19 protein-coding genes and 1 tRNA gene are annotated in these 25,323 nt (G+C 49.1%); 12 read left to right on the forward strand and 8 right to left on the reverse strand.

The window, feature by feature from the left end; translation table 11 throughout:
• Positions 1-59: 59 nt before the first annotated feature.
• The gene (locus BN4609_RS16405) at positions 60-197 is read left to right on the forward strand and encodes a hypothetical protein (protein ID WP_164071564.1); all 138 of its coding nucleotides are present in this window, start codon (positions 60-62) and stop codon (positions 195-197) included.
• Positions 198-204: 7 nt separating this feature from the next.
• On the opposite strand, the gene BN4609_RS03420 is transcribed toward BN4609_RS16405, so the two are convergent.
• The 7 genes from BN4609_RS03420 to sppA form a co-directional block, all read right to left on the reverse strand.
• A complete protein-coding gene (locus BN4609_RS03420) occupies positions 205-552 on the reverse strand; it encodes a hypothetical protein (protein WP_068855298.1) in 348 nt (115 codons plus the stop codon).
• A gap of 280 nt (positions 553-832) precedes the next feature.
• Entirely contained in the window at positions 833-1,645 is an 813-nt protein-coding gene (locus tag BN4609_RS03425; RefSeq protein WP_068855625.1) for a DUF4377 domain-containing protein, read from the reverse strand.
• Between the two features lie 347 nt (positions 1,646-1,992).
• Positions 1,993-2,065: transfer RNA gene (locus tag BN4609_RS03430), tRNA-Phe, on the reverse strand.
• Between the two features lie 316 nt (positions 2,066-2,381).
• A complete protein-coding gene (thiL, locus tag BN4609_RS03435; RefSeq protein WP_068855299.1) occupies positions 2,382-3,449 on the reverse strand; it encodes a thiamine-phosphate kinase in 1,068 nt (355 codons plus the stop codon).
• 5 nt (positions 3,450-3,454) lie between these two features.
• Positions 3,455-4,264, reverse strand: a complete 810-nt coding sequence (locus BN4609_RS03440) for a purine-nucleoside phosphorylase (protein ID WP_084791340.1) — start codon at positions 4,262-4,264, stop codon at positions 3,455-3,457.
• Positions 4,149-5,327, reverse strand: a complete 1,179-nt coding sequence (gene lpxK, locus BN4609_RS03445; RefSeq protein WP_068855301.1) for a tetraacyldisaccharide 4'-kinase — start codon at positions 5,325-5,327, stop codon at positions 4,149-4,151. The genes BN4609_RS03440 and lpxK overlap by 116 nt, the downstream gene beginning before the upstream one ends.
• Positions 5,324-7,096 (reverse strand): signal peptide peptidase SppA, encoded by a 1,773-nt coding sequence (gene sppA, locus BN4609_RS03450; RefSeq protein ID WP_068855302.1) that lies wholly within the window; start codon positions 7,094-7,096, stop codon positions 5,324-5,326. The genes lpxK and sppA overlap by 4 nt, the downstream gene beginning before the upstream one ends.
• A gap of 899 nt (positions 7,097-7,995) precedes the next feature.
• Here sppA and BN4609_RS03460 point away from each other — a divergent pair.
• The 11 genes from BN4609_RS03460 (at position 7,996) to BN4609_RS03510 (ending at position 23,296) form a co-directional block, all read left to right on the forward strand.
• On the forward strand, positions 7,996-8,301 hold the full coding sequence (locus BN4609_RS03460) for a hypothetical protein (RefSeq protein WP_068855304.1): 306 nt from the start codon (positions 7,996-7,998) through the stop codon (positions 8,299-8,301).
• Positions 8,298-8,699, forward strand: a complete 402-nt coding sequence (gene bamJ, locus BN4609_RS03465; protein WP_068855305.1) for a BamJ family beta-barrel-assembly machinery protein — start codon at positions 8,298-8,300, stop codon at positions 8,697-8,699. Before BN4609_RS03460 ends, bamJ begins: the two co-directional genes overlap by 4 nt.
• A gap of 242 nt (positions 8,700-8,941) precedes the next feature.
• The gene (locus BN4609_RS15600) at positions 8,942-9,223 is read left to right on the forward strand and encodes a DUF1294 domain-containing protein (RefSeq protein WP_084791341.1); all 282 of its coding nucleotides are present in this window, start codon (positions 8,942-8,944) and stop codon (positions 9,221-9,223) included.
• Between the two features lie 1,114 nt (positions 9,224-10,337).
• The gene (locus BN4609_RS03475) at positions 10,338-10,607 is read left to right on the forward strand and encodes a co-chaperone GroES (RefSeq protein ID WP_068855307.1); all 270 of its coding nucleotides are present in this window, start codon (positions 10,338-10,340) and stop codon (positions 10,605-10,607) included.
• Between the two features lie 51 nt (positions 10,608-10,658).
• Complete coding sequence (groL, locus tag BN4609_RS03480; protein WP_068855308.1) at positions 10,659-12,287, forward strand: chaperonin GroEL; 1,629 nt, start codon at positions 10,659-10,661, stop codon at positions 12,285-12,287.
• 269 nt (positions 12,288-12,556) lie between these two features.
• A complete protein-coding gene (locus tag BN4609_RS03485; protein ID WP_084791342.1) occupies positions 12,557-16,786 on the forward strand; it encodes a family 78 glycoside hydrolase catalytic domain in 4,230 nt (1,409 codons plus the stop codon).
• A 329-nt stretch (positions 16,787-17,115) separates the two neighbouring features.
• Positions 17,116-18,669: a RapZ C-terminal domain-containing protein gene (locus BN4609_RS03490; protein WP_068855309.1), complete on the forward strand. Its 1,554-nt coding sequence runs from the start codon at positions 17,116-17,118 to the stop codon at positions 18,667-18,669.
• Between the two features lie 66 nt (positions 18,670-18,735).
• Entirely contained in the window at positions 18,736-19,476 is a 741-nt protein-coding gene (locus BN4609_RS03495; RefSeq protein WP_068855310.1) for a sugar phosphate nucleotidyltransferase, read from the forward strand.
• Between the two features lie 22 nt (positions 19,477-19,498).
• Complete coding sequence (gene guaA / locus BN4609_RS03500) at positions 19,499-21,043, forward strand: glutamine-hydrolyzing GMP synthase (protein WP_068855311.1); 1,545 nt, start codon at positions 19,499-19,501, stop codon at positions 21,041-21,043.
• A 385-nt stretch (positions 21,044-21,428) separates the two neighbouring features.
• Complete coding sequence (ftsZ, locus tag BN4609_RS03505; RefSeq protein ID WP_068855312.1) at positions 21,429-22,718, forward strand: cell division protein FtsZ; 1,290 nt, start codon at positions 21,429-21,431, stop codon at positions 22,716-22,718.
• 14 nt (positions 22,719-22,732) lie between these two features.
• A complete protein-coding gene (locus BN4609_RS03510; protein ID WP_068855313.1) occupies positions 22,733-23,296 on the forward strand; it encodes a hypothetical protein in 564 nt (187 codons plus the stop codon).
• 131 nt (positions 23,297-23,427) lie between these two features.
• On the opposite strand, the gene BN4609_RS03515 is transcribed toward BN4609_RS03510, so the two are convergent.
• Complete coding sequence (locus tag BN4609_RS03515) at positions 23,428-25,134, reverse strand: SulP family inorganic anion transporter (RefSeq protein WP_068855314.1); 1,707 nt, start codon at positions 25,132-25,134, stop codon at positions 23,428-23,430.
• Between the last annotated feature and the right edge of the window lie 189 nt (positions 25,135-25,323).

The raw sequence follows: 25,323 nt of genomic DNA on the forward strand, positions 1-25,323 counted from the left end.
GCCATTATTACGGATGGGACCGTATGCGCATGCAGGCGGTGATAGTCATACAGCCGTATATGAGGAAAAATCTTACACCGCGCACCCTTCTGCCGTTTCCATGGGATGCGGAGAGTACAGCTGCATACGGAGAGAAAGTCGAGTATATCAGCAGGGAATACGCCTTGCAGAGGTTTGAGCAGATGTTGGAAAAGTAGGCGAAGGCTAAAGCACGCCGTAATACCATGTGATTGTGTCCATTGTGTCTTCGGGGTCAATATCTGAAGATTTGGTTGATGAAAAGACCCATACGGCGGTGCTTATAACAAGAGTGTAGAATGAATATATATTCACATCCACAAGTGTGAAGAGTAACGCGGAAATGACAAAGGCAACAAAAGACCACATGGCAACTACCACCCAACGCTCACGGTGTTTGTCGTACTTCGTCGGTCCATTCTCACCCGTCACCTCAATGCTGATTTCTGCTGTGATTGCGTGTTCGGGCTTCTTTGCTTCATCACCGCCCGTCACTTCCAGGATGTTGCCCGTGTTCTGATAGTCCTTATCCATAGCGCATATCTTATAAAGAATGTATGTGCCTAAGGATACAAAAAAGTTTTGATTGCTTAGATACATGTAGATCGAAATTATGCAAAAGAAATAGGATATAATGCTAAATTGCGATTATCTGCATTACGTTTGGAGCTGTTATGATTTTTGAGTTTTAGCGGACACTAACGATACTTAACAACAAAAACATCGCCATACACTAAAATTGGGTAGGCGATGTTATGCAGATTCGATTTTGTAAGAAAATTGAGTGATGGTAAAATTTGACTGCTTATATCTGTTATTGTTTTCTTATGGTAAACTCCAATTTCTGGATACCGTTCTTATATACATTTGCAAGGATTAGAGCATAGCGTATTTCTTCGCCTGATTGCATTGATTGGGTAATATGTGAAAACTCATTTTCAGGTACAACATCTTTGAACATTGGTCCGGATGAACCGTTTCGTACCAAACGAATCTCATCGGTGAGCGGAGACAGTACAAACGAATATGTTGCCATGTAAGGCACTGACTCAAATTTCACCCAATTTGGATCTTCTTTGTCAAGGATGTCTTCCAGCCAGATACGGGCATTAGCATATGAAGGAAGAGATGAACCGTAATCGTCGTCATAGATTATTTTACCATTCTCATCTACAATATATCCATTGGCGGATGCATATTTATTAATAGGGCATAAATCATAGTATTTGATATCTTCTTCAGATGTTATCGGTGTTTCTGTTGGTATTTCATGCTCTGTGACGTATCTGTCATCAAGAATACGGATGAGTGAATATGTACGGTCAGAACCATCCGCAGATGGATTTGCAAGTTTTCTGCGCTTTACCGAAAGATAATATTCATGTCCTTTCTCGTATGTAAAACCCTCTATGCCATTTAATCTGAGAGGCTCCCATACTCCTGGATTATCTTCCGACATGACGAGCATGCACTCTACGAGCTGTTCACTGCCGTTAACATAACTGTATGTTGTTTCTGACGAAACGGACATCTTTATTTCCTTGATTGCGTCTTTAGGCTCATCATCACTACAAGCCGATGCCAGAATAACAGCTATGAGCGCAAATGCTGTGATAATTTTGTTCATATTCATATTTTCATATTCCAGATTGCCCCTATCAGGATTTTAACTATATATTGAAAGCGTGAGCCAACTATGCCATACTTTTAACTTGAATATAGCAGAAAATATAAGATTCAGAAGTAACAATAATACCCCACGCTGCATGCGTGAGAATCGTTATACTATCCTTGTAGCCGATTTTAAAATTTCCTGTGTTATTAAGTTATAAGACAAGCATTACGCTTTTTTTATTTTTATATTATACCATTGGAGGAAGTCTCCTCTGTTCGTTTTTTGACATTCTGTAAAGCATAAACTCCCGATTTCGCTTGGAAATCAGGAGTTTTGCTGCTATTTGATTTTCTTTAAAGTGGTGCCAACGGGAATCGAACCAGTGACACAAGGATTTTCAGTCCTTTGCTCTACCAACTGAGCTATGGCACCATCTTCAGTGCTTATTTGCGGTTGCAAAGGTACGGAAAATAATCCGTAATGCAAAATTTTTTATTGCATTTTTTATAAAACAGGCTGCGCTTGGCAATATGTGAGCAAGCTCCCATTGCGCTCACTGGCACTGTTTTTTTTTAAAAAGCAGTGCGAAAGAGTCGGAAATGCAATATAACACCGGTTGATGTATGATATTGTATCACGTTTTTTATTTTCCGGAAATATACCGTTATCAGACTCTTTTTGCTTGTATCTGACGTTGTATTTATGTTGCGTATGACGTTGTATTTGCGTTATGTTATACGCAATATGGTTATCTCAACGGATTCCATCCTTGTGCCTTCAGTTCAAATTCGTTGTTGTCGAATGTTACGAGCATCTGTCCGAGTTCCGGGCGCGTGATGTGTCCGATAAGTTTCACACCATCCATTGCCTCTATTTTCTCATGGTCGCCTATCGGAACGGTGAACAGCAATTCATAGTCTTCGCCTCCGTTCAGCGCACATGTCGTCACATTCATGTTCAGTTCTTCAGCCATTACAGCCGTCTGATAGTCTATCGGTATGTTTTTCTCGTATATTCTGCATCCGCAGTTACTTTGCTTGCATATATGCATAAGTTCACTGCTCAGTCCGTCGCTTATGTCCATCATGGCAGTAGGGCGTATATTGTTCTCGCGCAGTTTGGCAAGAACATCTCCCCGTGCTTCCGGTTGCAGCTGTCGTTGCAGCAAGTATTCCTTACCGGCGAAGTCAGGCTGGAAGTGCGCCAGTTCCTCCAGCGCGCGTTTGTCATCTTTTTTTCTTGCCTCATTCACCTGCTGGTAATACACCGATTTTTCCCGTTCCAGAAGCTGAAGTCCCATATAAGCCGCACCGAGATCGCCGCTTACGCATATCAGGTCAGTCTCTTTTGCACCGTTGCGGTATACTATCTTGTCCTTTTCAGCTTCGCCTATGCATGTTATGCTTATAGCCAGTCCGGTGTAGGATGATGTCGTGTCTCCGCCCACAACGTCGACTCCCCATTTGTCGCACGCCATCCGCAGTCCGCTGTAGAACTGTTCAACGTCCTCTATCGAGAATCGTTTGCTCAGTGCGAGACTCACTACCATCTGCCGCGGTGTGCCGTTCATGGCGAAGATGTCGCTTATGTTCACCATTGCCGATTTATATCCCAGATGCTGCATGTCGATATATGTCAGGTCGAAATGCACGCCCTCCATCAGCATGTCTGTTGTTATGAGCACTTCGGAATGCGGATAATGAAGTACGGCGCAGTCGTCTCCCACGCCGTACTTTGTAGATTCGTTTTTTATCTTTATGTCTTTAGTGAGATGCTCTATCAGTCCGAACTCACCCAGTCTTGAAATCTCAGTCATGTCTGTTATGCCCTGTTTATCATCTCCCTCATTATCTCTGTCATCAGCGGCTGCGCCTTATTTGCTGCCACCTGCACCTCTTCATGGCTCACTTCCACCGGTGTGTCCTCAAGTCCGAGGTCGGTTATGATGCTTATTCCGAACGTTCTTATTCCGCAATGATGCGCCACTATTACCTCGGGGACGGTGCTCATGCCTACAGCGTCGGCACCCATGCGATGATACATCTTATATTCTGCCGGTGTCTCGAATGTAGGTCCCTGCACGCCCATATACACACCGTGTACCAGACGTATGCCTTTCTCCACGGCTATAGCCTCTGCCTTTGCTATCAGTTCGCGGTCATATGTCTCGTGCATGTCCGGAAAACGTGGTCCGGTGGGGAAGTTCTTTCCTCTCAGAGGATGTTCGGGGAAGAAGTTTATGTGGTCTGTGATAATCATCAGATCGCCTATCTTGAACTCAGGGTTCATTCCTCCGGAAGCGTTCGATACGAAAAGAGTCTTGATGCCAAGCTCATACATCACTCTTATAGGGAATGTCACCTCCTTCATCGAGTATCCCTCATAATAATGGAATCGTCCTTCCATTGCCATGATGTCCTTGTCCCCGAGTTTTCCGAATATAAGTTTACCTGCGTGTCCTTCTACTGTAGAAACCGGGAAATTAGGTATATCCTGATAAGGAAATTCGTAACTGTCAGTTATTTCTGAAGCTAATTGTCCCAGACCTGTGCCCAGGATGATGGCTGTCTGCGGAGCTGTTGTCATTCTCTCTTTCAGCCATTGTGCTGTTTCTTGTATTTTTCCGTACATAGCTTATTATTTTATTGTTGAATGTCTTTTCTCCGTCCGACATGAATCTCACTCTTATCGGCAGGACGAAAATATTGTCTTTTGTCTCTTTTTCCAGTCCGTCGGCGTCTTCCAGTCTTGCTCCGTCCTTTTCCGTAGTCACAATCATACGCGGTTGCGGCAAGCTGTTGAATCTGCGGTTTATCTCCTTTATGTCTTCCGCTGTGAACTGATGGTGGTCGGCAAACGTCATCGGATGAATGTTCTTCGAATAAGGCTTGATGTCCATCACAATCTGCTGTGGAGAGGCTATTCCGGTCAGCAGCAGTATGTTTGTGTCCTTTCTTATTTCAGAAAGCGCCATTTCCCTGTTTCCGAAGAGAGCTTTCAGTCCGCAGTACTCTATCGACGTGAAGAACAGCTTCTGATAAGGATAAAGCCCCATAGCCCTTTGCAGTACACGGTATTCCATCGGTTTGAGGTCCTTGGGACACTTTGTCACTATTACGATGTCGGCTCTCGACTTGCCCGACTGAGGCTCTCGCAGGCGTCCGGCAGGCAGCAGTCTGTCGTATATTATCAGCCTGTGATAGTCCACGAGCAGTATGCTTATGCCTGCTTTTACATATCTGTGCTGGTAGGCGTCGTCGAGCAGAATCACCTCAGTGTCCTTTGTCTCCCTGTCTGATGTGAGCCGTTCTATGCCGTGCCGTCTGTCTTTGTCCACGGCTATGTGTATGTTTCCGAATTTCTTCTTCATCTGATACGGCTCGTCACCTATGTCGCGCATTGCCGTGTCTTCCTTCGCGAGCACATATCCGCGGCTCTTTCTCTTGTAGCCCCGGCTCAGCACAGCCACTTTCGCTCTTTTTTCAAGCAGCGAAATTAGATATTCCACGTGCGGAGTCTTGCCCGATCCGCCCACAGTTATGTTGCCTACAGATATTATGGGGATGTCATACCGTCTGCTTTTCAGAATACCGATGTCGAACATCATGTTTCTGAATCTCACTCCGATGCCGTAGAGCCAGCTCAGCGGCAGCAGCCATTCGTTTATTTTTATGAAATCCCCTTCTGTCCTCATTTTATGTTCAGTACAAACGGAATACGAGCCTGTAGCACCTCCCTCTCGTTCATGCTTCTCAGCATGACAAACGGTTCGTACAGGTCGCCCAGTGTCAGTCTGAGCTGTTCGTCAAGATAATTATTGCGTCCTGCTGACGCCATCAGCTGTTCGGTCCAGCTTGGCACGGCAGGATAGTTCTTCGTGTGATACTCTTTCAGTTTAGCGAGCGACGCCGCCTTTGCCACAGCCTGATTGAGTCCTCCGAGCTCGTCGACAAGCTTTATCTTCAATGCGTCGCTGCCGAGCCACACTCTTCCTTGCGCCACTTTCTCTATGTCGGCGGTCTTCTGGCGTCTGCCGTCAGCCACGCGCTGGCGGAACAGCTGGTAGCCACGGTTCACGTAAGCCTGCAGGTAGTCCAGTTCCTCATCGTTGAACGGACGTGCCATGACGTTGCCGAACGTACTGTTACGGTTTGTCTTCACCTCGTCGAACTTCACTCCCAGCTTCTGTGTTATCAGTCCGCTCATGTCCGGTATGGCTGCGAATATACCGATGCTTCCGGTGAGCGTGTTAGGCTGCGCCACAATCCAGTTTGCCGGACAGCTCATGTAGTAGGCTCCTGATGCGGCATAGTCGCCCATCGACACTACCACCGGTTTCTTCTTTTTCAGTTCCACCATCTGGTGCCACAGCTGTTCTGACGCATAAGCGTCTCCTCCGCCTGAATTTATGCGCACCACCACTGCCTTGACGTCATCGTCGTTCATCAGGTCCTCAAGGTCCTTGCACACCTCCGGACCCACGATGCTGTGCTCTTGTGAGAGCACCGATGCCGCCCCCGACTGCACGATGCTGCCATATGCGTAGTACACGGCAATCTCATCGCCCTTAGCTTTCTTGTCTTTGATGTTCGCCATTTCGGAAAGTCCTATCTGTTTTATCTTTTTGTCCTTTCCTATTTTGAGCATTTTCTTTATCTCATCCTTCACCTGGTCGGCATATATCAGTCCGTCCACCATCTTGTATTTCAGTATGTTCTCCGCCGGCTCGAACGTTATTAGTCTGTCAGCGTAGGCGTTGAGCGAGTCGGTGCTTATCTTTCTGCTTTCAGACACAGCCTTGCATATGTTGTTCCACGTGCCGTTGATGTATGCCGACACTTGCGTGCGGTTGGCGTCGCTCATCTTGTCTTCGGTGTAGGTCTCGGTGAAACTCTTGTATGTTCCCACCTTTACAACCTGATATCTCACCCCGAACTTAGCCATAAGGTCTTTATAGAACTGTGGCTGTGCGCCCAGTCCGTGCCAGTCTATCATACCTTTCGGATTAAGGTACACCTTGTCGGCTGCGCTGGCTATGTAGTAAGTGCCCTGAGTGTAAGTGTCTCCGTATGCTACAATCCACTTTCCTTTCTTCTTGAAGTCGAGCAGGGCGTTGCGTATCTCCTGCATTGTGGCGTATCCTGCCTGCAATATTCCCGCCTCTATGTATATGCCTTTTATCTTGTCGTTGTCTTTAGCCTTCTTTATGGCAGACAGCATATTGTCGAGCCCGAGGTTGCTCATCGTGTTTCCTGTGAGTGTTCCGAGGAAGTCCTCCTGTCCCTGCTCGTCTATCACGCCGGACAGATTGAGCACCATTACGGAGTTATTGCTCACTTCAGGAGTGCTGTCGCCTGAGGCAATCATTCCCACTATGCTTATTATTCCCATGAAGGTTACGATAGCTCCGAAGGCTATCAGTCCGACAACTGTCGCAAGGACTTGTTTAAAGAAATTTTTCATACGAATTCAGGATTATAGTATAAGTAAAATAATGCTTTTTCTTCAATAAAGCGCAAACGGACTGAAACAGAGCCTGCTCTTACATTGCCGGATGCTGCTATATCATGCAAAGATGATGAAAGGTGAGTGCAGGAACAAGTAAGGGAAACGGAGTTTTTACTTAACTTGGTACTGCCGAACCGCATCTTATCTTATGCAAAGATGATGAAAGGTGAGTGCAGAGACAAGTAAGGGAAACGTAGTTTTACTTAACTTGGTACTGCCGAACCGCATCTTATCTTATGCAAAGATAATGAAAGGTGAGCGCAGGAACAAGTAAGAGAAACGGAGTTTTACTTAACTTGGTACTGCCGAACCGCATCTTATCTTATGCAAAGATAGTGTATTTTAATTAAAATAGCCTTTCATTGACGTCATATTTTTCGAGTATTCAGTTTTTATCATTTATGTAATATCCATTCAATTCGTTTCATGACAGTTTTATGGAAGTATTGCCGTTATGACTGTCATGAAGGAAAAACACACAGAATGCCATTTTTGTGTGGTCATAATGGATGCTATTTGAAACATAAGGAGTACCTTTGCATAAGATAAGATGCGGTTCGGCAGTACCAAGCTAAGTAAAACTACGTTTTCCTTCCTTGTTTCTGCACTCACCTTTCATTATCTTTGTATAAGATAAGCTGCACTCGGGAAATTAAGAGCCAGCTCTCTTTCCGCTCGTTTGCGTTATCTTTGTATAAGATAAACTGCACTCGGGAAATTAAGAGCCAGCTCTCTTTCCGCTCGTTTGCATTATCTTTGTATAAGATAAGCTGCACTCGGGAATCAAAGAACTGACTCACGTCGCGTCAGCTTTCAATGCCTTGACGGTGATATTTCCTGAATCTGCGAATAAGATGGAACAACCCAAATTCATAATTACAGACAAAGGCTTCTTCCGTTTTGGAAGGGTGTGCCTGCACAAACATCTGTTGCAGCCGGGCGAGAAATGTCTGGGAGGCGGCTATTATGAGTTCGACTTAGTGTCTTTGAGGATAGTGCTCACAGGCAGGTCCTACGATTACGGACCGCCTTGCTGGCTTGCCCTCGACACCATTAAGATTCCGTCCTCATGCCGTGGCATGCGCATCATATACGTTCCGGAGAATCCGGCGGATGATGATTTTGTGGTGACAGACGAACTGAAAATAGAATACGTATGAACCGTAAAGAAGTATACAGACGGCAGAACGAGAGTTTCATGGCACGGATGGCAGACGGGGAAGGGGTGCGTGAGCTTGAAGGGGGAGTGCTGTATAAGGTCCTGGCTGAAGGCTCCGGCTCGGTCGTGGCAGGTCCCCGCAGCATTGTCACCGTGCACTACACCGGAACGCTTGTCTCCGGAACGGTGTTCGACGACTCGCGTGTGCGCTCCTGTCCGGAAGCGTTTCGTGTGGACACACTCATTGAGGGATTGCGCACCGCGTTGTGCCACATGCGCTCGGGAGACCGCTGGCAGGTGTTTGTCCCATGGCAGAAAGGGTACGGACGCAAGGCGTCGGGTGACATTCTGGGCTGCTCCGCGCTTGTCTTCGACATCGAGCTTATAAACGTGGAGTGAGACATGGTGTAAGGGAAAATACTGAACGCGAATTGTCATCAGACCAGCCAAAGTGCGCTTCTCACTTGATTTATATGCTCTTAATCCCTCTTCCTCACTGTTGGCACCATCCATCTTCCCGCTCCTGCTTGGTGTGGCACTCCGCATCTTCGGCAAAAGCGGAAGGCAACATGTCTGACAGTAGTACGGAAAAAGGATGAAGTCTGATAACAATCCGGGTTAAAATGAAAATAAACTGACATATGAATACACATCTATTATATATCCTCCTGACTTATCTTGCCGCCGTCAATCTGGCGGCTTTCATCGCTTTCGGAATAGACAAGTGGAATGCCGCGCACAGGCGCAGGCGCATTTCCGAGGCATCGCTGCTCATGTATGCCGCCGTGGGAGGAAGCGTCGGGGCGTGGGCGGGCATGAAGGTATGGCGTCATAAGACGCTCCACCGCAAGTTCAGATATGGCGTTCCTGCCATTCTTGTCACTCATGCAGTCCTTGCGTTCTATCTGTTTTATTTCATATAAACCATCATAATGCAAATAAGATATCAGCACATCACCTGTTTTCCACCATCTCTTTTCCGCACAACAGCCGGGAGTCCGCGTCACGCTTTTTATCTGTCTGTCAGCCCGCATCTCCGGCATGAGCCGAATATCTCATGTCCGTCAACTGCACAATATATAAATTATGAATAGCCTGATGTCGGATATTTCTTCGGCATACCGCATTTTTTGTTCGGTGTCATGACGTATGTGCGGTGTCTGTCTGTTTGCGTATTGTCATCCGGTGGGCTTCTGTTTATGCATAAAAATTCATTTCCGGAAGTAAAAAATATTTACATCCGTAATCTTCAAAACAGAATGCCGTAGGGCAGGAAAACACCTTCAGAAACACGTTGCGGGCATCTCCGCGAAGCGATTTCCGTCATTCCGGCATGCCAAACGGTGCTTTCCGTCTCACCGCAGACACTGTCTTGTCTCTCCGCAAAGCCTTTCCTGTATGACGGAACGGGCTTTTCCGTGTGTCGGAAAAGGCTTTTCCGCACCTCCGTTTTTTCTCTCTCATCGCGTGCTTTACGGCAAACAGTTGGTAGACAACGTGTTACGTGTAAGTCTTAAGAATCGCGTTTTCACGACAAAAACACATTGCCGCTGCGAATAATCGCGCCATGACGCGATATGACGGAATCTTTTCCGCAGTTTATGCATAAATATACAATCGTACTGAATATATATTCACCCGTTCCGAACAAGCATATCGTAAGACATCTTCATTATTCCGCGCTGCTGTCATGACAGGCGGTTCGCGCTTTTGCCGGAGATGTCGCAAGACATGTCTGCCGGAATCCGGGCGCGTTATGGGGTCTGCTCCGCGTCAGGGGAACAGATGTCTGACAGCGCGTCATACATTTGTCATTGGTGTCCTGACTGCCTCCTGCCGGTCAGGCTGGCATGTTTCAGAGGCTCCTCGGCAGCTGTCCGGCATGCCGTCAGAATGTGACAGAATTGTCAGTATGCTGATGACAAATCTGTCAGTCATCCTTTTTTGGCATGGTTTTGGCTGTTAGCAAGGTGAAAGCGTCCGAAGAGGGCGCGCCCGGAAAGTAAATTCAGATTAAACTTTAAACATATAACCATTATGAACATTAAACCGTTAGCAGACAGAGTGCTGGTACTTCCGGCACAAGCTGAAGAAAAAGTGGGAGGAATAATCATTCCTGATACAGCCAAAGAAAAGCCGCAGCACGGCAAGGTGGTAGCCGCCGGAAATGGTACAAAGGACGAACCTATGGTATTGAAAGAGGGCGACGAAGTGCTTTATGGCAAATATTCGGGAACCGAGCTCGAGTATGAGGGTGTGAAATATCTCATCATGCGCCAGAGCGATGTGCTCGCTGTCGTGGGCTGATCAACCGCATGCAAACATTTAAAAAACAACAGATAAAAAAATAAGACAATTATGGCTAAGGAAATAAAATATAACATAGAATCGCGCGATCTGCTCAAAAGAGGTGTGGATCAGCTCGCAAACGCTGTCAAGGTGACACTCGGTCCTAAAGGACGCAACGTTGTAATAGAGAAGAAGTTCGGCGCTCCGCAGATAACAAAGGACGGCGTTACCGTGGCAAAGGAGATTGAGCTTGAGGACCGCTTCGAGAACACCGGAGCACAGCTCGTGAAGAGCGTCGCAAGCAAGACAGGCGACGACGCCGGCGACGGTACCACTACCGCAACCATTCTGACACAGGCTATCGTTACCGAAGGTCTGAAGAACGTCACTGCCGGAGCTAATCCTATGGATCTGAAGCGCGGTATAGACAAGGCTGTAGACGCTGTCGTAGGTTTCATCAAGGACAACGCTGAGGTTGTGGGCGACAACTATGACAAGATAGAGCAGGTGGCTACAGTGTCTGCCAACAACGACCCCGAGATAGGCAAGCTGCTCGCCGACGCTATGCGCAAGGTTTCCAAAGACGGTGTCATCACCATCGAGGAAAGCAAGAGCCGCGACACAAGCATCGGTGTTGTTGAGGGTATGCAGTTCGACCGCGGCTATCTGAGCGGATATTTCGTTACAGACGCCGACAAGATGGAGTGTGTGATGGACAATCCGTATATTCTCATCTACGACAAGAAAATCAGCAACCTGAAGGACTTCCTGCCCATTCTCCAGCCGGCGGCAGAAAGCGGACGCCCGATGCTCGTCATCGCTGAGGACGTTGACTCTGAGGCTCTCACCACACTGGTTGTCAACCGTCTGCGTGGCGGACTGAAGATATGCGCTGTCAAGGCTCCCGGATTCGGCGACCGCCGCAAGGCTATGCTCGAGGACATCGCGGTTCTTACAGGCGGTGTTGTCGTGAGCGAGGAGAAGGGTCTGACACTCGACAAGGCTACTCTCGACATGTGCGGAACATGCGACAAGGTGACTGTCAACAAGGACACCACTACCATCGTGAACGGTGCAGGTGACAAACAGCTCATCGCAGACCGCATAGCACAGATAAAGAACGAGATTTCCAACACCACAAGCTCTTACGACAAGGAGAAGCTGCAGGAGCGTCTTGCCAAGCTCTCAGGCGGTGTCGCAGTGCTCTATGTGGGCGCCAACAGCGAGGTGGAGATGAAAGAAAAGAAGGACCGCGTGGACGACGCGCTCTGCGCTACACGTGCAGCCATAGAGGAAGGTGTGGTAGTCGGCGGCGGTACTACATACATCCGCGCACAGGAAGCTCTCAAAGACCTCAAGGGAGACAACGCTGACGAGCAGACCGGTATCAACATCGTGGCTCGCGCAATAGAGGAGCCGCTGCGCCAGATTGTGACAAACGCCGGAGGTGAGGGTGCTGTCGTAGTGCAGAAAGTGCGCGAGGGCGAAGGCGACTTCGGTTACAACGCACGCACAGACTGCTATGAGGATCTGCGCCATAAGGGTGTTATCGACCCGGCTAAGGTGGCACGTGTGGCTCTTGAGAACGCCGCTTCGATAGCTGGCATGTTCCTTACCACAGAGTGTCTCATTGTTGACAAGCCCGAGGAGAAGCCGGCAATGCCTATGGCACAGCCTGGAATGGGCGGCATGATGTAATACTGAAACATCAGAGACAAGTATATTCAGGGGGTGGCTTTTTATGAAGCCATCCCCTGTTTTTTGTTTTTCGGTATAAGTTTTTTGATACTGCCAGTCAGTTTTTTGGCAGTCTTTGTGTACTGTATGTCCGTTATCATCTTCTCTTTTTTGCATTGCATACATATTATTATTACATTTGTGCCATACAGAATGTCAAATGCCTGATACGCCGCAGTTGCAGACGGCGTGTCTCGCTTTTTTAAAGATCTAACCTATTTTTTATCATTATGATTGGAAGAAACTTATTATTTGTGTCGTTGCTCCTGATGTGTGCCAATGCGTACGGTGCGCTGGGGGTGACCGGACTGCGCGTGATGACGCAGAAGAATCCGCAGGGCATTGACGACACCGAACCTTGTTTCAGCTGGAAACTGGAGTCGGACGAAAGGTCTGTCTTGCAGACTTCCTACCGCATTGTCGTCACTGAAGGCGCGAGTGACGGCAGCGTCGTGTGGGATTCCGGTGTCATCGAGTCGTCTGAATCGTCCAACGTGCCGGCGGAGGGCATATCCCTGCAGCCGTCCACACGCTATTTCTGGAGCGTCACTGTGAGAGACAACAAAGGCAATGAGGCTCGTTCTGACGAACAGGCTTATTTCGACACCGGACTCATGGGGTCGGGATGGAGCGGCGCCAAATGGATAAAGGCGTCCGATGAGGCTTATGGCACGTCTGTCGGGAGTGTGAGCGACTATACTGTGGAGATGGATTTCGAGATTGAGCACACGGCTGCTGGCATATGCTTCGCAAAGACAGGAGAGGGCAATTTCTATATGTGGCAGTTCAACACTACCGATACGGGCAATCCCAAGTTCCGCCCGCATGTGTGGAACAACGGCAATCCGGCTTTGCTCGGAGAGAAAGAGCTCAACGGCATTGTCAGTCTGCGGAACGGTGAGACTTACCGTCTGCGCATAGAGGTGACTGACGGCGGACACCGTGCCACAACCTTCCTCAATGATGTCATGATAGATGAGCGCGACGGCGATTTCCCTTATGGTGATGTAGGTATACGTCAGGATTACGGCGACTACGACATGCAGCCGGAGACGGCATACTTCGACAACGTGAGGGTTTCCACGTCTTCAGACAACGTTCTGTTCTCGGAGGATTTCTCCAAGACAAACGGCTTCACGGCTGGTGAGGTTGTCGGCGGCAGGCTCTATGTGGTAGGCTCCACGCAGCAGAGCGTGTACGCATGGCAGAAGAAGGTTGTCCCGAATCTGAGATATAGGGTGGAGACCGACATGACCCTTATAAGAGACAATGCCGCAGTTGTGTTCGGAGCTACCGCCCGTAACACTTATTTCATGTGGCAGATAAACACTGCCGACAGTGATGTGCCGCTCGTGCGCCGACATATTTACAACAACAGTACGACGCCGTGGCACGAGGACGTCAGGATTACGGCTTTCTCGAAGGATGACCTTCTTGGTCATGAGCGTCACATCACCATAGATGTGGACGGCAACGTGATAAAGACTTTTATTGACGGAGAACTGGTCGATACGTATACCGACAATTCTGGTGTACTGGCGAAAGGCGATCTCGGACTCCGGGTAGACAATACTTCCGCTACAGTAAAGGAGGAAGCATACTTTGACAATCTGAAAATGACCGTATTTGACGGTGACGGAGAGCCGGAGGTGGTGTTCTTTGAAGATTTTGAAAGCGAAAACTCCGAATATTTCTACAGTCCGGACATCGTCGTGGTAGACGGCAACCGCAAGTGCCACATGCATGTCACCGGAACCGAAAACCGCATGATGCAGGATGCCACATACGGAGCTCCGATGTTCCGCAAGGACTTTACGGTGGAGAAGAAAGTAAGGTCAGCGAAACTCTACACGTCGGCTCTCGGTGTCTATGATGTGTTTGTCAACGGACGTAGGGTGGGACATCTTCAGCCTGACGGCACAACCGTATACGAGGAACTCAAGCCCGGCTGGACCGATTATCGCAAGCGTGTGTTCTATCAGTCGCACGATGTCACGTCACTGTTTGTGGAAGGCAGGAACACCATAGGGGCTGTCGTCACGCCGGGATGGTGGGCTGGAGCGATAGCCAAAGGCATATACGGCGCGCCTGAGACAGGGTTCATCGCCAAGCTGGTGATAACATATGACGACAACACTACTGGTGTCATCGTGACCGACGACACATGGGCGTCTTCAAGAAAAGGTGCCGTGAAGAGTGGTGATATATACGACGGAGAGGTGTATGACGCACGCATCGTGACCGACTGGAACGGAAGCGACATCAGTACATGGAATGCCGTGGCTGAGAATACTGGCTTCAACGGCGTGATAGAAGCGGAGAAAGGACCTTTCGTAAAGGTGCTTGACGACAACATACTGTCCGTAAAGACTGCCACGATATACGAGGGTACGACAGAAGGTTCGGGCGATTACGGCATGATAAATGTCGTGGACAAGGTGGACGGAGACGCTCCGGTGAAACTCAGGAAGGGGCAGTCTGTCATATTCGACTTCGGTCAGAACTTTGCAGGATGGGTCGAGTTCAAGGTCAACGGCAAGCGCAGCACTCGTCTGCATCTGCGTTTTGCGGAGATGCTGAACGACACCGGAGAGAAGAGCAGAGCCAACGACGGTCCCGGGGGAAGTCTCTATCTTGCCAATCTACGCACGGCTAAGGCGGAACTGTATTATACAATGTCGGGTGTGGAAAACGAGACTTACAGTCCTACAACGACATTCTACGGATTCCGTTATTGCGAGCTTACTCCGACTGAAGACGTGGAGGTGGTTTCAATAAAAGGCGTTCCCATAAGCTCGTCGCATGAGGATATAGGATATGTCACGACCGATAACGACATGGTGAACAGACTGTTCAGCAATATCATATGGGGGCAGCGCAGCAACCTTATCTCTGTTCCGACAGACTGTCCGCAGCGTGACGAGCGGTTGGGATGGACTGCCGACACGCAGGTTTTCACAAATACCGCGATGTATAATTCGAATGTCTCCGCATTCTATGAGAAGTGGATGACAGACGTACGCGACGGTCAGCGTGAGGACGGGGCTTACTATGACATCGCTCCTGTTAGCTGGACGGAATTCGGAAACGGCGCGTGGGCGGACGCAGGCATCATCGTGCCGTGGAACGTTTACCTCATGTCGGGAGACAAGAGCATAATAGAGGACAATTATGAGTCGATGGAGAGATACATGACATGGCTCTCGACGCAGCAGGGCGACGGCTATAAGTATCAGGGTGGAGGCACTGCTCACGGCGACTGGCTGTCGTTCGCAACGACAGATCCGCGCTATGTCAGTGTGGCATATTATGCTTATGACGCCCGCCTTATGGCTAAGATGTCAAGGGTGTTGAGCCAATCCGAGAACGACGAATACGCACGGAAGGCTGACATGTATGAGACTTTGTTCAATAATATAAAGGACGAGTTCCAGAGCCGTTTCTTCATTTCCTCGACAGGAGCATTGCGACGTCCTACACAGACAGCATGCCTTCTGGCTCTCAACTTCGGCTTGTACAAGGATCAGAACCAGTATGACTATCTCACGAAACGGCTTGAGAGCCTTATCACATCAAACGGTGAGAAACTTAATACTGGCTTTGTCGGTACGGCGGTCATCAATACCACACTGTCTGACAACGGACTTGCAGACAAGGCATACAACCTGTTGCAGCAGAGAGAATGTCCTTCATGGCTCTACAGCATAGACCAGGGAGCTACCACAATGTGGGAGAGATGGGATTCTTATACAAAGGAAAAAGGTTTCGGTGACGCTTCGATGAACTCGTTCAACCATTATGCTTATGGTGCGGTGGGCGAATGGATGTACCGCAATATGGCTGGTATCGCTGTAAGTGAGGATAATCCCGGATTCAGGCATATCATCCTTCGCCCGTGCATAGACAGCCGTTCCTCCATACCGGACGGACAGGAAAGGATAAACAAAGTGGACTGCGGCTACGACTGTAATTATGGAAAGATAGTCTCTTCATGGACTGCCGGTGATGGCGTATTGCATGATTATAAGGTCGTTGTTCCTGCAAATGCCACCGCAACGCTTTATCTTCCTGTGACAGGCGAGAACGCGGCGGTTTATGAAAACGGCGTGCCTGCATCGGAGGCGGAAGGAGTCGAGTTCGTGAAATATGAGGATGGAATGATGGTTTACAGCCTCGGCTCAGGCTCATACCATTTCACTGCAGAGGTCGCAGACAACATCTCGGAAGTGGAGAAAAACGGCAGAATGTCGGTATATCCTAATCCGGTGAAGGACAGACTCAATCTGTCATGTGACGGGAATGTGTCAAAAGTCAGTCTGTGCTCAGTGTCCGGCAGTGTTGCAAAGGTCTTGGACGGCAACTGTTCGAGCATTGACATGACGGATTTGACGGCTGGAGTATATCTCCTCAAGGCTTGGTGTGATGATAAGGTCTATACGGCGAAAATAATAAAACAGTGATTCCGCAGTCTTACTGACTGACGACTTTGACCGCACTTGCGCTTTTTAATGCTGCAAGTGCGGTTTTCTGATGTTTTTTTTTTAATTTCGCGATGTGATAGGACTGCGATGCCTGCACTACGGACGGTTCTTACAGACTGCGCATTTTAGAGACGGGTGATTTGGCGGAGGTATGTTTTTGTTTAAAAAAAACAGTGCCGGTGAGAGCAATGAGAGCTTGCTCACAGATTGCCGGGCGCAGCCTGTTCTCTTTAAAAAAACAGTGTCTGGCATCGTTTGTCAGTCCTTGTGTGTGAATAAAAAGTTTGACATAATATAATAGGAACGTTTTGGAGAAGTTGATAAACCTGTACAGACAATGGCGTGGAGAGTCTCCTGTACACATTGAGAAACTGCAGATGGCTGGAAGCAACCGTGAGTATTACCGTATGGCGGATGCTGACGGCGCGACTGTCATAGGTGTGATAGGAACCAGCCGCGATGAGAATCACGCATTCATTTATTTGTCCGGACATTTCACAAGACGCCGGTTGCCTGTGCCGCAGATTCTTGCCGCAAGCGAGGATGAGTTGTGTTATTTGCAGACTGACCTCGGTACGGTGTCTCTGTTCGACGCTTTGAGCGGCGGCAGACAGGCAGGCGGGAGGTATAATCAGCGTGAGAAGGCTCTGCTGACTGAGACAATCCGGCAGCTGCCAAACATTCAGATACGCGGCGCGCGCGGTCTGGAGTGGGAGAATTGTTACCCGCAGCCTGAGTTTGATGAGGCAAGTGTGCTGTTCGATCTCAATTATTTCAAATATTGTTTTCTCAAACCTTCGGAGCTCGATTTCCATGAGCTGAAGCTTGAGGCAAACTTCAGGCTGTTCGCAAAAGACCTCACCGCCGAGACTTCAGACTGTTTTCTTTACCGTGACTTTCAGGCGCGCAACGTGATGCTTGATGCCGGAGGGCATCCGTATTTCATAGACTTCCAGGGCGGACGCAAAGGTCCTTACTACTATGATCTTGCTTCTTTCCTTTGGCAGGCGTCCGCAAGGTATCCCCATAAACTGAGACGTGAGCTTGTGGCTGTATATTATAATTCGCTGAAAGACTATGTCGAAGTTCCTTCTGTGCGTTATTTCGTGGAGCGGTTGGGACTGTTCGTGCTCTTCCGTACGCTTCAGGTGTTGGGCGCGTATGGCTTCAGAGGTTATTTTGAACGTAAGAGACATTTCCTCGACTCCATACCTTTGGCTATGGAGAACCTGCGCGAGTTGCTCGCCATGCAGCGGTCTTTCCCTTATCCCTATATGATGGACATGTTGCGGAGGCTGACAGAACTGCCGCAGTATGCGAGGATAGAGCAGCCTGCGCTTAACCGTTCCGACGGATTTAAAACAACGGACGACAATGTGTTCAGTGCTCATCCGCAGGACGGACCTGCCACTTTCTCCAAGTATGACGGCAAGGGTCCGCTTGTGGTCCGCGTGTTCAGCTTCTCTTACAGAAAGGGAATACCAGCCGATGATTCTGGAAACGGCGGCGGATATGTGTTCGATTGCAGGTCGACTCATAATCCGGGACGTTATGAACCATACAAAAAGCTGACGGGACTTGACGAACCTGTCATCCGCTTTCTGGAGGATGACGGTGAGATTCTTACCTTTCTCGACAGCGTGTACTCACTTGCGGACAGGCACGTGGAGCGTTACATCCAGCGCGGCTTTACCGATCTGATGTTCTCGTTCGGCTGTACCGGCGGTCAGCATCGAAGCGTTTATTCAGCCCAGCATCTTGCCGAGCACCTCAATTCGAAGTATGGTATCGAGGTGAGAATCGTACATCGTGAGCAGAATATAGAGCAGGTATTGAAGGCGAGAGATTCAAACGCAGGGTGAAAACCTTTGCCGTTTAAAATAAAATAAGTAATTTTGCACGTGTAAAAAATCCTTTTTTACTTGAAGATGATGCAGGCAATGATATTTGCTGCCGGGCTCGGCACACGTTTGAAGCCAATCACCGACACCATTCCGAAAGCTCTGGTGGAAGTCGGAGGCGAGACTCTGCTGCATCGCGTGATAATGAATCTGAAAAACGCAGGTGCTTCCAGAATAGTCATAAATGTGCATCATTTCGCCGGGCAGATACTCGATTATCTTCGTGCGAACGACAATTTCGGCATCGATATAAAGGTGTCGGACGAGTCGGACAGGCTTCTTGATACCGGAGGTGGAATAAAGAAAGCCTCCCGTTTCTTCTCCGGCGACTCTCCGGTTCTTATCCATAATGTAGACATTATCAGCAATGTGAACCTCAGAAAATTCTATGACTGCGGCAGGACGGCGGACGCCACGCTTCTTGTGAGCAGCCGTGAGACAAACCGATATTTGCTTTTTGACGATGACATGCGTCTGAAAGGATGGACCAACCTTCAGACCGGCGAGGTGAAATCTCCGTATAAAGACATCGACGTTCAGACTTGTCGCATGCTTGCTTTTTCCGGAATACATGTCATATCTCCATCGTTGCTAAGGATGATGGACGCTTTCCCGGAGAAGTTCGGAATAATGGATTTCTATCTGAAAGAATGTGCCGGAGCTGACATCCGTGGATGGTGCAAGAGCGACTTGCGGCTTATGGATGTCGGAAAGCTGTCGGTTCTGCACGACGCGGATGCTTTTGTCAGAAATCTGAATAAAGAATGAACACACTAATAATTAATATATAATGCAACAGAAGATAATAATACTCGATTTCGGTTCGCAGACCACACAGCTCATTGGTCGCAGAGTACGCGAGCTGGATACCTTCTGTGAGATTCTTCCTTACAACAAGTTCCCTGATGATGAAGAGGGAATCATCGGCGTGATACTGAGTGGCTCGCCATATTCCGTGCACGACGAGCAGGCTTTCAAGGTTGATCTTTCCAGATTTGTCGGCAAATATCCGGTGCTGGGTATATGCTACGGAGCTCAGTTCATATCCTATGCAAACGGCGGAAAGGTGGAGCGCACCGAGACGCGGGAGTACGGACGTGCCCATCTTCAGTACATTGACACTGCCGACCCGCTGTTCCGTGGCTTCGAAGACAAGTCGCAGGTGTGGATGAGCCACGGCGACACAATCACCGCAATACCGTCAGACTGCCGTGTGATAGCGTCGACCGAAGATGTCAAGTTTGCGGCATATGCGTCTTCCGAAAAGCCTGTATGGGCTGTCCAGTTCCATCCTGAGGTGTTCCATACTCTTCAAGGCTCGCTTCTGTTAAAGAACTTCGTGGTCGGCATTTGCGGCAGCCGTCAGGAGTGGAGTGCCGCCTCTTTCGTCGAAAGTACGGTTGCGGAGCTAAAGGAACAGCTCGGAGACGACCGCGTGATTCTCGGACTTTCCGGAGGCGTCGACTCTTCGGTGTGTGCCGTCTTGCTGCATAAGGCGATAGGTAAGAACCTTACATGCATATTCGTAGACCACGGAATGTTGCGCAAGAACGAGTTCGCTCAGGTGATGAAGGATTATGAAGGTCTCGGACTTAATGTAATAGGAGTCGACGCGAGCAGCAAGTTCTTCAAGGATTTGGAAGGGATTGACGACCCGGAAAAGAAGCGCAAGATAATCGGACGCGATTTTGTGGAGGTGTTCAACGCCGAGGCAAAGAAGATAACAGACGCCAAATGGCTCGCTCAGGGCACCATATATCCTGACCGTATAGAAAGCCTCAACATCACCGGAAAGGTGATAAAAAGCCATCACAATGTGGGCGGACTGCCGGAAGAGATGCATCTGCAGCTTTGCGAACCGCTGAAATGGCTTTTCAAGGATGAGGTGCGCCGCATAGGATATCAGCTCGGCATGCCCGAACGTCTTATCAAACGCCACCCGTTCCCAGGTCCCGGACTCGCCGTGAGAATACTTGGTGACATCACACCGGAGAAGGTACGCATACTCCAGGATGCCGATGACATATATATAACGAACATGCAGAACTACATCTGCGAGGACGGAGAGCGTCTTTATGACAAAGTCTGGCAGGCGGGAACCGTGCTGCTGTCGACAGTCAGAAGCGTGGGAGTAATGGGCGACGAGCGCACATACGAGCATCCTGTCGCACTCAGAGCGGTGACGTCCACAGACGCCATGACAGCCGACTGGGCGCATCTTCCTTACGACTTCATGGCAAAGGTGTCGAATGAGATTATCAATAAGGTAAAGGGAGTAAACCGTGTATGCTATGACATTTCCTCAAAACCACCTTCGACAATAGAGTGGGAATGATGACAGCATCACTTCCGTATTCGGATAATGATAAAATGTAAGAAGGGTAGGAGGGACAATGAAACATTCCTCCTACCTTTATTTTATCCGTATGCGGTTCCGTTGCGACGGCTTGTTGTGTAGCGGAGCGTTTACTGATATGACGGGCGATTGAAGGCTGTATGGAGGAGTATTCAATCCGGAACCGATTCCCGTCACGTCTGCCTTTCGCGTTCCCGCTACGTATGATGATGGCTGACACAACTCAGACCGAAGACTTGCAGACGATTGAGCCGTCCGTTCCGGCTTTTTTCAGCTTTTGCAAGGTTTGTTTTTCCCATTTGTTCTACGGACGAAAAGAAAAACATTAGTTTTGCAATTACAACTGTTTTTTTACTTTATATTTATGGATGGAAATGTCGAATTGCTTGATTTTCCGATACCGGAAGATTTGTCCAAGAGAAAGATAATAAAGGTAGTGGGTGTAGGCGGAGGAGGATGCAACGCTGCCAGCAACATGTTCAGGGAGGGAATAGACGGCGTGAGCTTCTGCGTGTGCGACACAAACACATCCTCGCTCAATTCGTCGCCCGTGCCACACAAGGTGCTGTTGGGAAAGACCGGTCTTGGAGCCGGAGCCGACCCGGAGCGCGGACGTAAGGAGGCAGAGCTGAACACAGAGGAGCTGAAGAGGCTTTTCAGCGACGGGACACAGATGGCTTTCATAACCGCAGGCATGGGAAGCGGCACCGGAACAGGCGCCGCGCCTTTTGTGGCAGGTGTGGCAAGGCAGATGGGAATACTCACAATAGGAATCGTGACACTGCCTTTCTACTTCGAGAAACGCAGAAAGATACTGAAGGCTTTGAAAGGACTGGAGGAGATGCGCAAGAATGTGGACGCGCTGCTGATAATAAACAACCAGCAGATATGCAATGTGTACAACAGCGAGCACATACCGGTGACGGAAGCGTTCAGGCGTGCCGACCAGGTGTTGTGCAACGCCACAAGGAGCATCTCTGAGCTTATCACCATCACCGGAAACATCGACACCGACTTCCGCGATGTGGAGACCACCATGCGTAATGGCGGCGGAGCTATTATGGCAATGGGAAGGGCGTCAGGGCAACACCGCGTGGAAAAGGCGTTTGAGGACGCTCTCAACTCTCCGCTTCTTTACGGAAGCGACATTGACAAGGCACAGAGGATTCTGTTCAACATATATACCAGTTCGGAGGCGGAGCTGTATGTGGATGAGATGGATGAGATTGACGCGTTCACCGATTCGCTCAATCCAGACATCGACGTCATATGGGGAATAGCCCGGGACGACTCTCTCGGACAGGATGTGAAGCTCACCATTCTCGCGACAGGATTCGAGAACAGGCTTTGGGATGAGGAGAAGATGAAGGAACTCGACCTTACCGACGGGGAATATCTGAACATGATAATAGAGAAACTCTATGGCAAGGGACGCAGACAGACTAAGAGAAACACCGTAGAAACCACACCGGCGGACATCTGTGAGGCGGCGGCTGATATGGAAAACAGTGACGGGCAGGAATGCGGTGATGCACGTAATGACGAGGACAACGTAATGAAAGACGAACTTCCGTCGTCCAGACACATCGTGGAAAAGATGAAGGAATACTGGAGGAAATTCTCCACTACAATCTTTGAAGACCACGACGAGTAATTCATGACACACGTATGAGCAACGACGAAAAAGTGGAAATGCTTCGCAGAATATGCACGGAGCTTCAGGCTGAGGGACGCTACGACCTTATGCTGCAAGGCATAGGCGGTGTCAATCTTGAGCGGCTGTGCGTGGAGGCGGCGCGCGACAGCCTGAGTGTACTGCGTATTACGCCAGACTATCGTTTCATACTCGCCAAATGGAACAAGGAGGTTGAGCTGTCGCCTCTGCACAAGGCTCTATACATCCTTTTTCTCAATCATGTTGAGGGAATAGAGTTCAAGCGACTCCGTGACTATGCCGACGAGCTTGCGGAAATATATACTCCGATGTGCAACAGGGTGAGCCGGCAGGTGATAAGAGAGAGTGTCGGGCGGCTTACCAATCCGCTCAACAATGCCGTGAACGAGAAATGCTCGCGCATAAAAGCGGCTTTTGCCGAACATATGGACGCCTACGCCTTGCGTTATTACATCATATCGGGACACACCGTGAGGCATATCAGCGGCAGCAACAGACTCTGGTTTGAGCGCAAGAAGACCATTGAGCTGCCAAGAGAGCTGGTGGTGTTCGGATGAGCGGCGGTCGGGTGTGTGGTCATGATGAGGCTTCGGGACGTGTGAGAGGACCGGTATATGCAGGCAGAAAGGCGGAAACATGCTACGGTTTCCGCCTTTCTGCCTCTTTTCAGTTAATGTCTGTCCTATGTTCAGCGGACTGTATGCTGCCTCACACTGCCGTTTTCCACAATTTCCTTTGCCTTTGCCAGTGCGATGTCGATGTGGCTGCATATGTTCTCTTCGCCAATCATGTCGTAGAATCCGGCATGTCCGAGCACCTTGTGCACCTTCGGATTCACGCCCGAGAGCACAATCCTTATTCCTTCTTTCTGGCTCATCAGGCACATGTTCGACAGATTGTGTATGCCGGTGGAGTCTACAAACGGCACCTTTCTCATTCTTATTATGCGCACTTTCGGCCTCTCGCCCATATTAGCCATTATTTCCTCGAACCTGTTTCCGGCACCGAAGAAGTAAGGACCGTTTATCTCATACACCTCCACACCCTTGGGTATGGCGAGGTGTTCGTTGTTCTCGTGTTCGAGGTCGGTGTCCTCGTAGGGGTCAATCTCGTCGAGCACCACCTTCACGTCTGTCGTCTCCGCCATTCGTCTCATGAAGAGCAGGCATGCTATTATCAGTCCCACTTCTATCGCGATGGTCAGGTCGAAGATGATGGTCAGCAGGAATGTTATTACAAGTACGGTTATGTCGCTCTTCGGATTCTTCAGAAGCGTCACGAACGAACGCCATCCGCACATGCCGTATGCCACCACCACGAGCACTCCGGCAAGGCATGCCATCGGTATGTATCTTGCCAGCGGCATAAGGAAAAGGAATATGAGCAGCAGCACCACAGCGTGTACTATTCCGGCTACCGGCGTCTTTCCTCCGTTGTTGATGTTGGTCATGGTGCGTGCTATGGCTCCCGTTGCAGGTATGCCTCCGAAAAGTGGAGATACGAGGTTGGCTATTCCCTGACCCATAAGTTCGGTGTTGGAGTCGTGACGGTCGCCCGTCACACCGTCTGCTACCGTAGCCGAGAGCAGGCTCTCTATGGCTCCGAGTATGGCGATGGTGAATGCCGGAGACACGAGAGCCTTCACTGTCGCCCACGTCATTTCAGGCAGTTGCGCGTCGGGAAGCCCTGAGTTAATGGAGAAACGGTCGCCAATGGTCTCTACGGACATCACTCCGAACCGGTTTTTAAGTACTGCGGCAAACAGTGTCATCAGTATTATGGCGATGAGCGAACCGGGAATCTTCTTGCTGAATCTCGGTGTGGCGGATATTATGACGATGCTCATCACACCTATTAAAACACTCCACATGTCGGCGGTGTGGAAATTCCGGAAATAGGCTATCCACTTTTCGGTGAAGTCTGACGGCATGTCGCTTATTGTCATTCCGAACAGGTCCTTTATCTGTGTGGTGAAAATCGTGACGGCAATACCGCTGGTGAATCCCACAATTATGGGATAGGGAATGAACTTTATGATGGTGCCCAGCTGCAGAAGTCCGAAGAGCAGCAGGAACACTCCAGCCATGAGCGTGGCTATGGTGAGCCCTTGCATGCCGTATTGCTGTATTATACCATATATTATTACGATGAAAGCTCCGGTGGGTCCGCCTATCTGCACCTTGCTGCCTCCTGCCATTGAGATGATGAAGCCTGCCACTATGGCGGTGATGATGCCTTTCTCCGGTGTCACTCCCGAGGCTATGCCGAAGGCTATGGCAAGCGGCAGAGCCACGATGCCCACTATCACTCCTGCCATGACATCAGCCATGAAAGTCTTCCGGTTGTAGTTTCTGAGCGTTGAAATAAGTTTCGGTCTGAATGTCAGTACTCTCATTTTTCCTCTTGTCTTTAGTTTTCCTTGAATATCCTGAAAGATAAAACAACTGTAAATTTTTATTAATTTATATTGCAAAGGTAATACTTTTACGGATAGAAACAAAACCATTTGTCGTATTTTTACCGCAAATTGCAAACACGACATGACAAAATGCAGGGGAAGACAACCGCGAAGCCGGTGCTTGTG

This window comes from Leyella lascolaii, assembly GCF_900079775.1.
Taxonomy (GTDB): domain Bacteria; phylum Bacteroidota; class Bacteroidia; order Bacteroidales; family Bacteroidaceae; genus Prevotella; species Prevotella lascolaii.

Coding starts and splice junctions, on each gene's coding strand:
- ftsZ (WP_068855312.1), top strand. CDS start 21,429: ATGGATGGAAATGTCGAATTGCTTGATTTTCCGATACCGGAAGATTTG.
- BN4609_RS03440 (WP_084791340.1), bottom strand. CDS start 4,264: ATGTACGGAAAAATACAAGAAACAGCACAATGGCTGAAAGAGAGAATG.
- BN4609_RS03510 (WP_068855313.1), top strand. CDS start 22,733: ATGAGCAACGACGAAAAAGTGGAAATGCTTCGCAGAATATGCACGGAG.
- groL (WP_068855308.1), top strand. CDS start 10,659: ATGGCTAAGGAAATAAAATATAACATAGAATCGCGCGATCTGCTCAAA.
- BN4609_RS15600 (WP_084791341.1), top strand. CDS start 8,942: ATGAATACACATCTATTATATATCCTCCTGACTTATCTTGCCGCCGTC.
- BN4609_RS03420 (WP_068855298.1), bottom strand. CDS start 552: ATGGATAAGGACTATCAGAACACGGGCAACATCCTGGAAGTGACGGGC.
- bamJ (WP_068855305.1), top strand. CDS start 8,298: ATGAACCGTAAAGAAGTATACAGACGGCAGAACGAGAGTTTCATGGCA.
- BN4609_RS03495 (WP_068855310.1), top strand. CDS start 18,736: ATGATGCAGGCAATGATATTTGCTGCCGGGCTCGGCACACGTTTGAAG.
- BN4609_RS03485 (WP_084791342.1), top strand. CDS start 12,557: ATGATTGGAAGAAACTTATTATTTGTGTCGTTGCTCCTGATGTGTGCC.
- guaA (WP_068855311.1), top strand. CDS start 19,499: ATGCAACAGAAGATAATAATACTCGATTTCGGTTCGCAGACCACACAG.
- BN4609_RS16405 (WP_164071564.1), top strand. CDS start 60: ATGAGGAAAAATCTTACACCGCGCACCCTTCTGCCGTTTCCATGGGAT.
- lpxK (WP_068855301.1), bottom strand. CDS start 5,327: ATGAGGACAGAAGGGGATTTCATAAAAATAAACGAATGGCTGCTGCCG.
- sppA (WP_068855302.1), bottom strand. CDS start 7,096: ATGAAAAATTTCTTTAAACAAGTCCTTGCGACAGTTGTCGGACTGATA.
- BN4609_RS03475 (WP_068855307.1), top strand. CDS start 10,338: ATGAACATTAAACCGTTAGCAGACAGAGTGCTGGTACTTCCGGCACAA.
- BN4609_RS03515 (WP_068855314.1), bottom strand. CDS start 25,134: ATGAGAGTACTGACATTCAGACCGAAACTTATTTCAACGCTCAGAAAC.
- thiL (WP_068855299.1), bottom strand. CDS start 3,449: ATGACTGAGATTTCAAGACTGGGTGAGTTCGGACTGATAGAGCATCTC.
- BN4609_RS03460 (WP_068855304.1), top strand. CDS start 7,996: ATGGAACAACCCAAATTCATAATTACAGACAAAGGCTTCTTCCGTTTT.
- BN4609_RS03425 (WP_068855625.1), bottom strand. CDS start 1,645: ATGAACAAAATTATCACAGCATTTGCGCTCATAGCTGTTATTCTGGCA.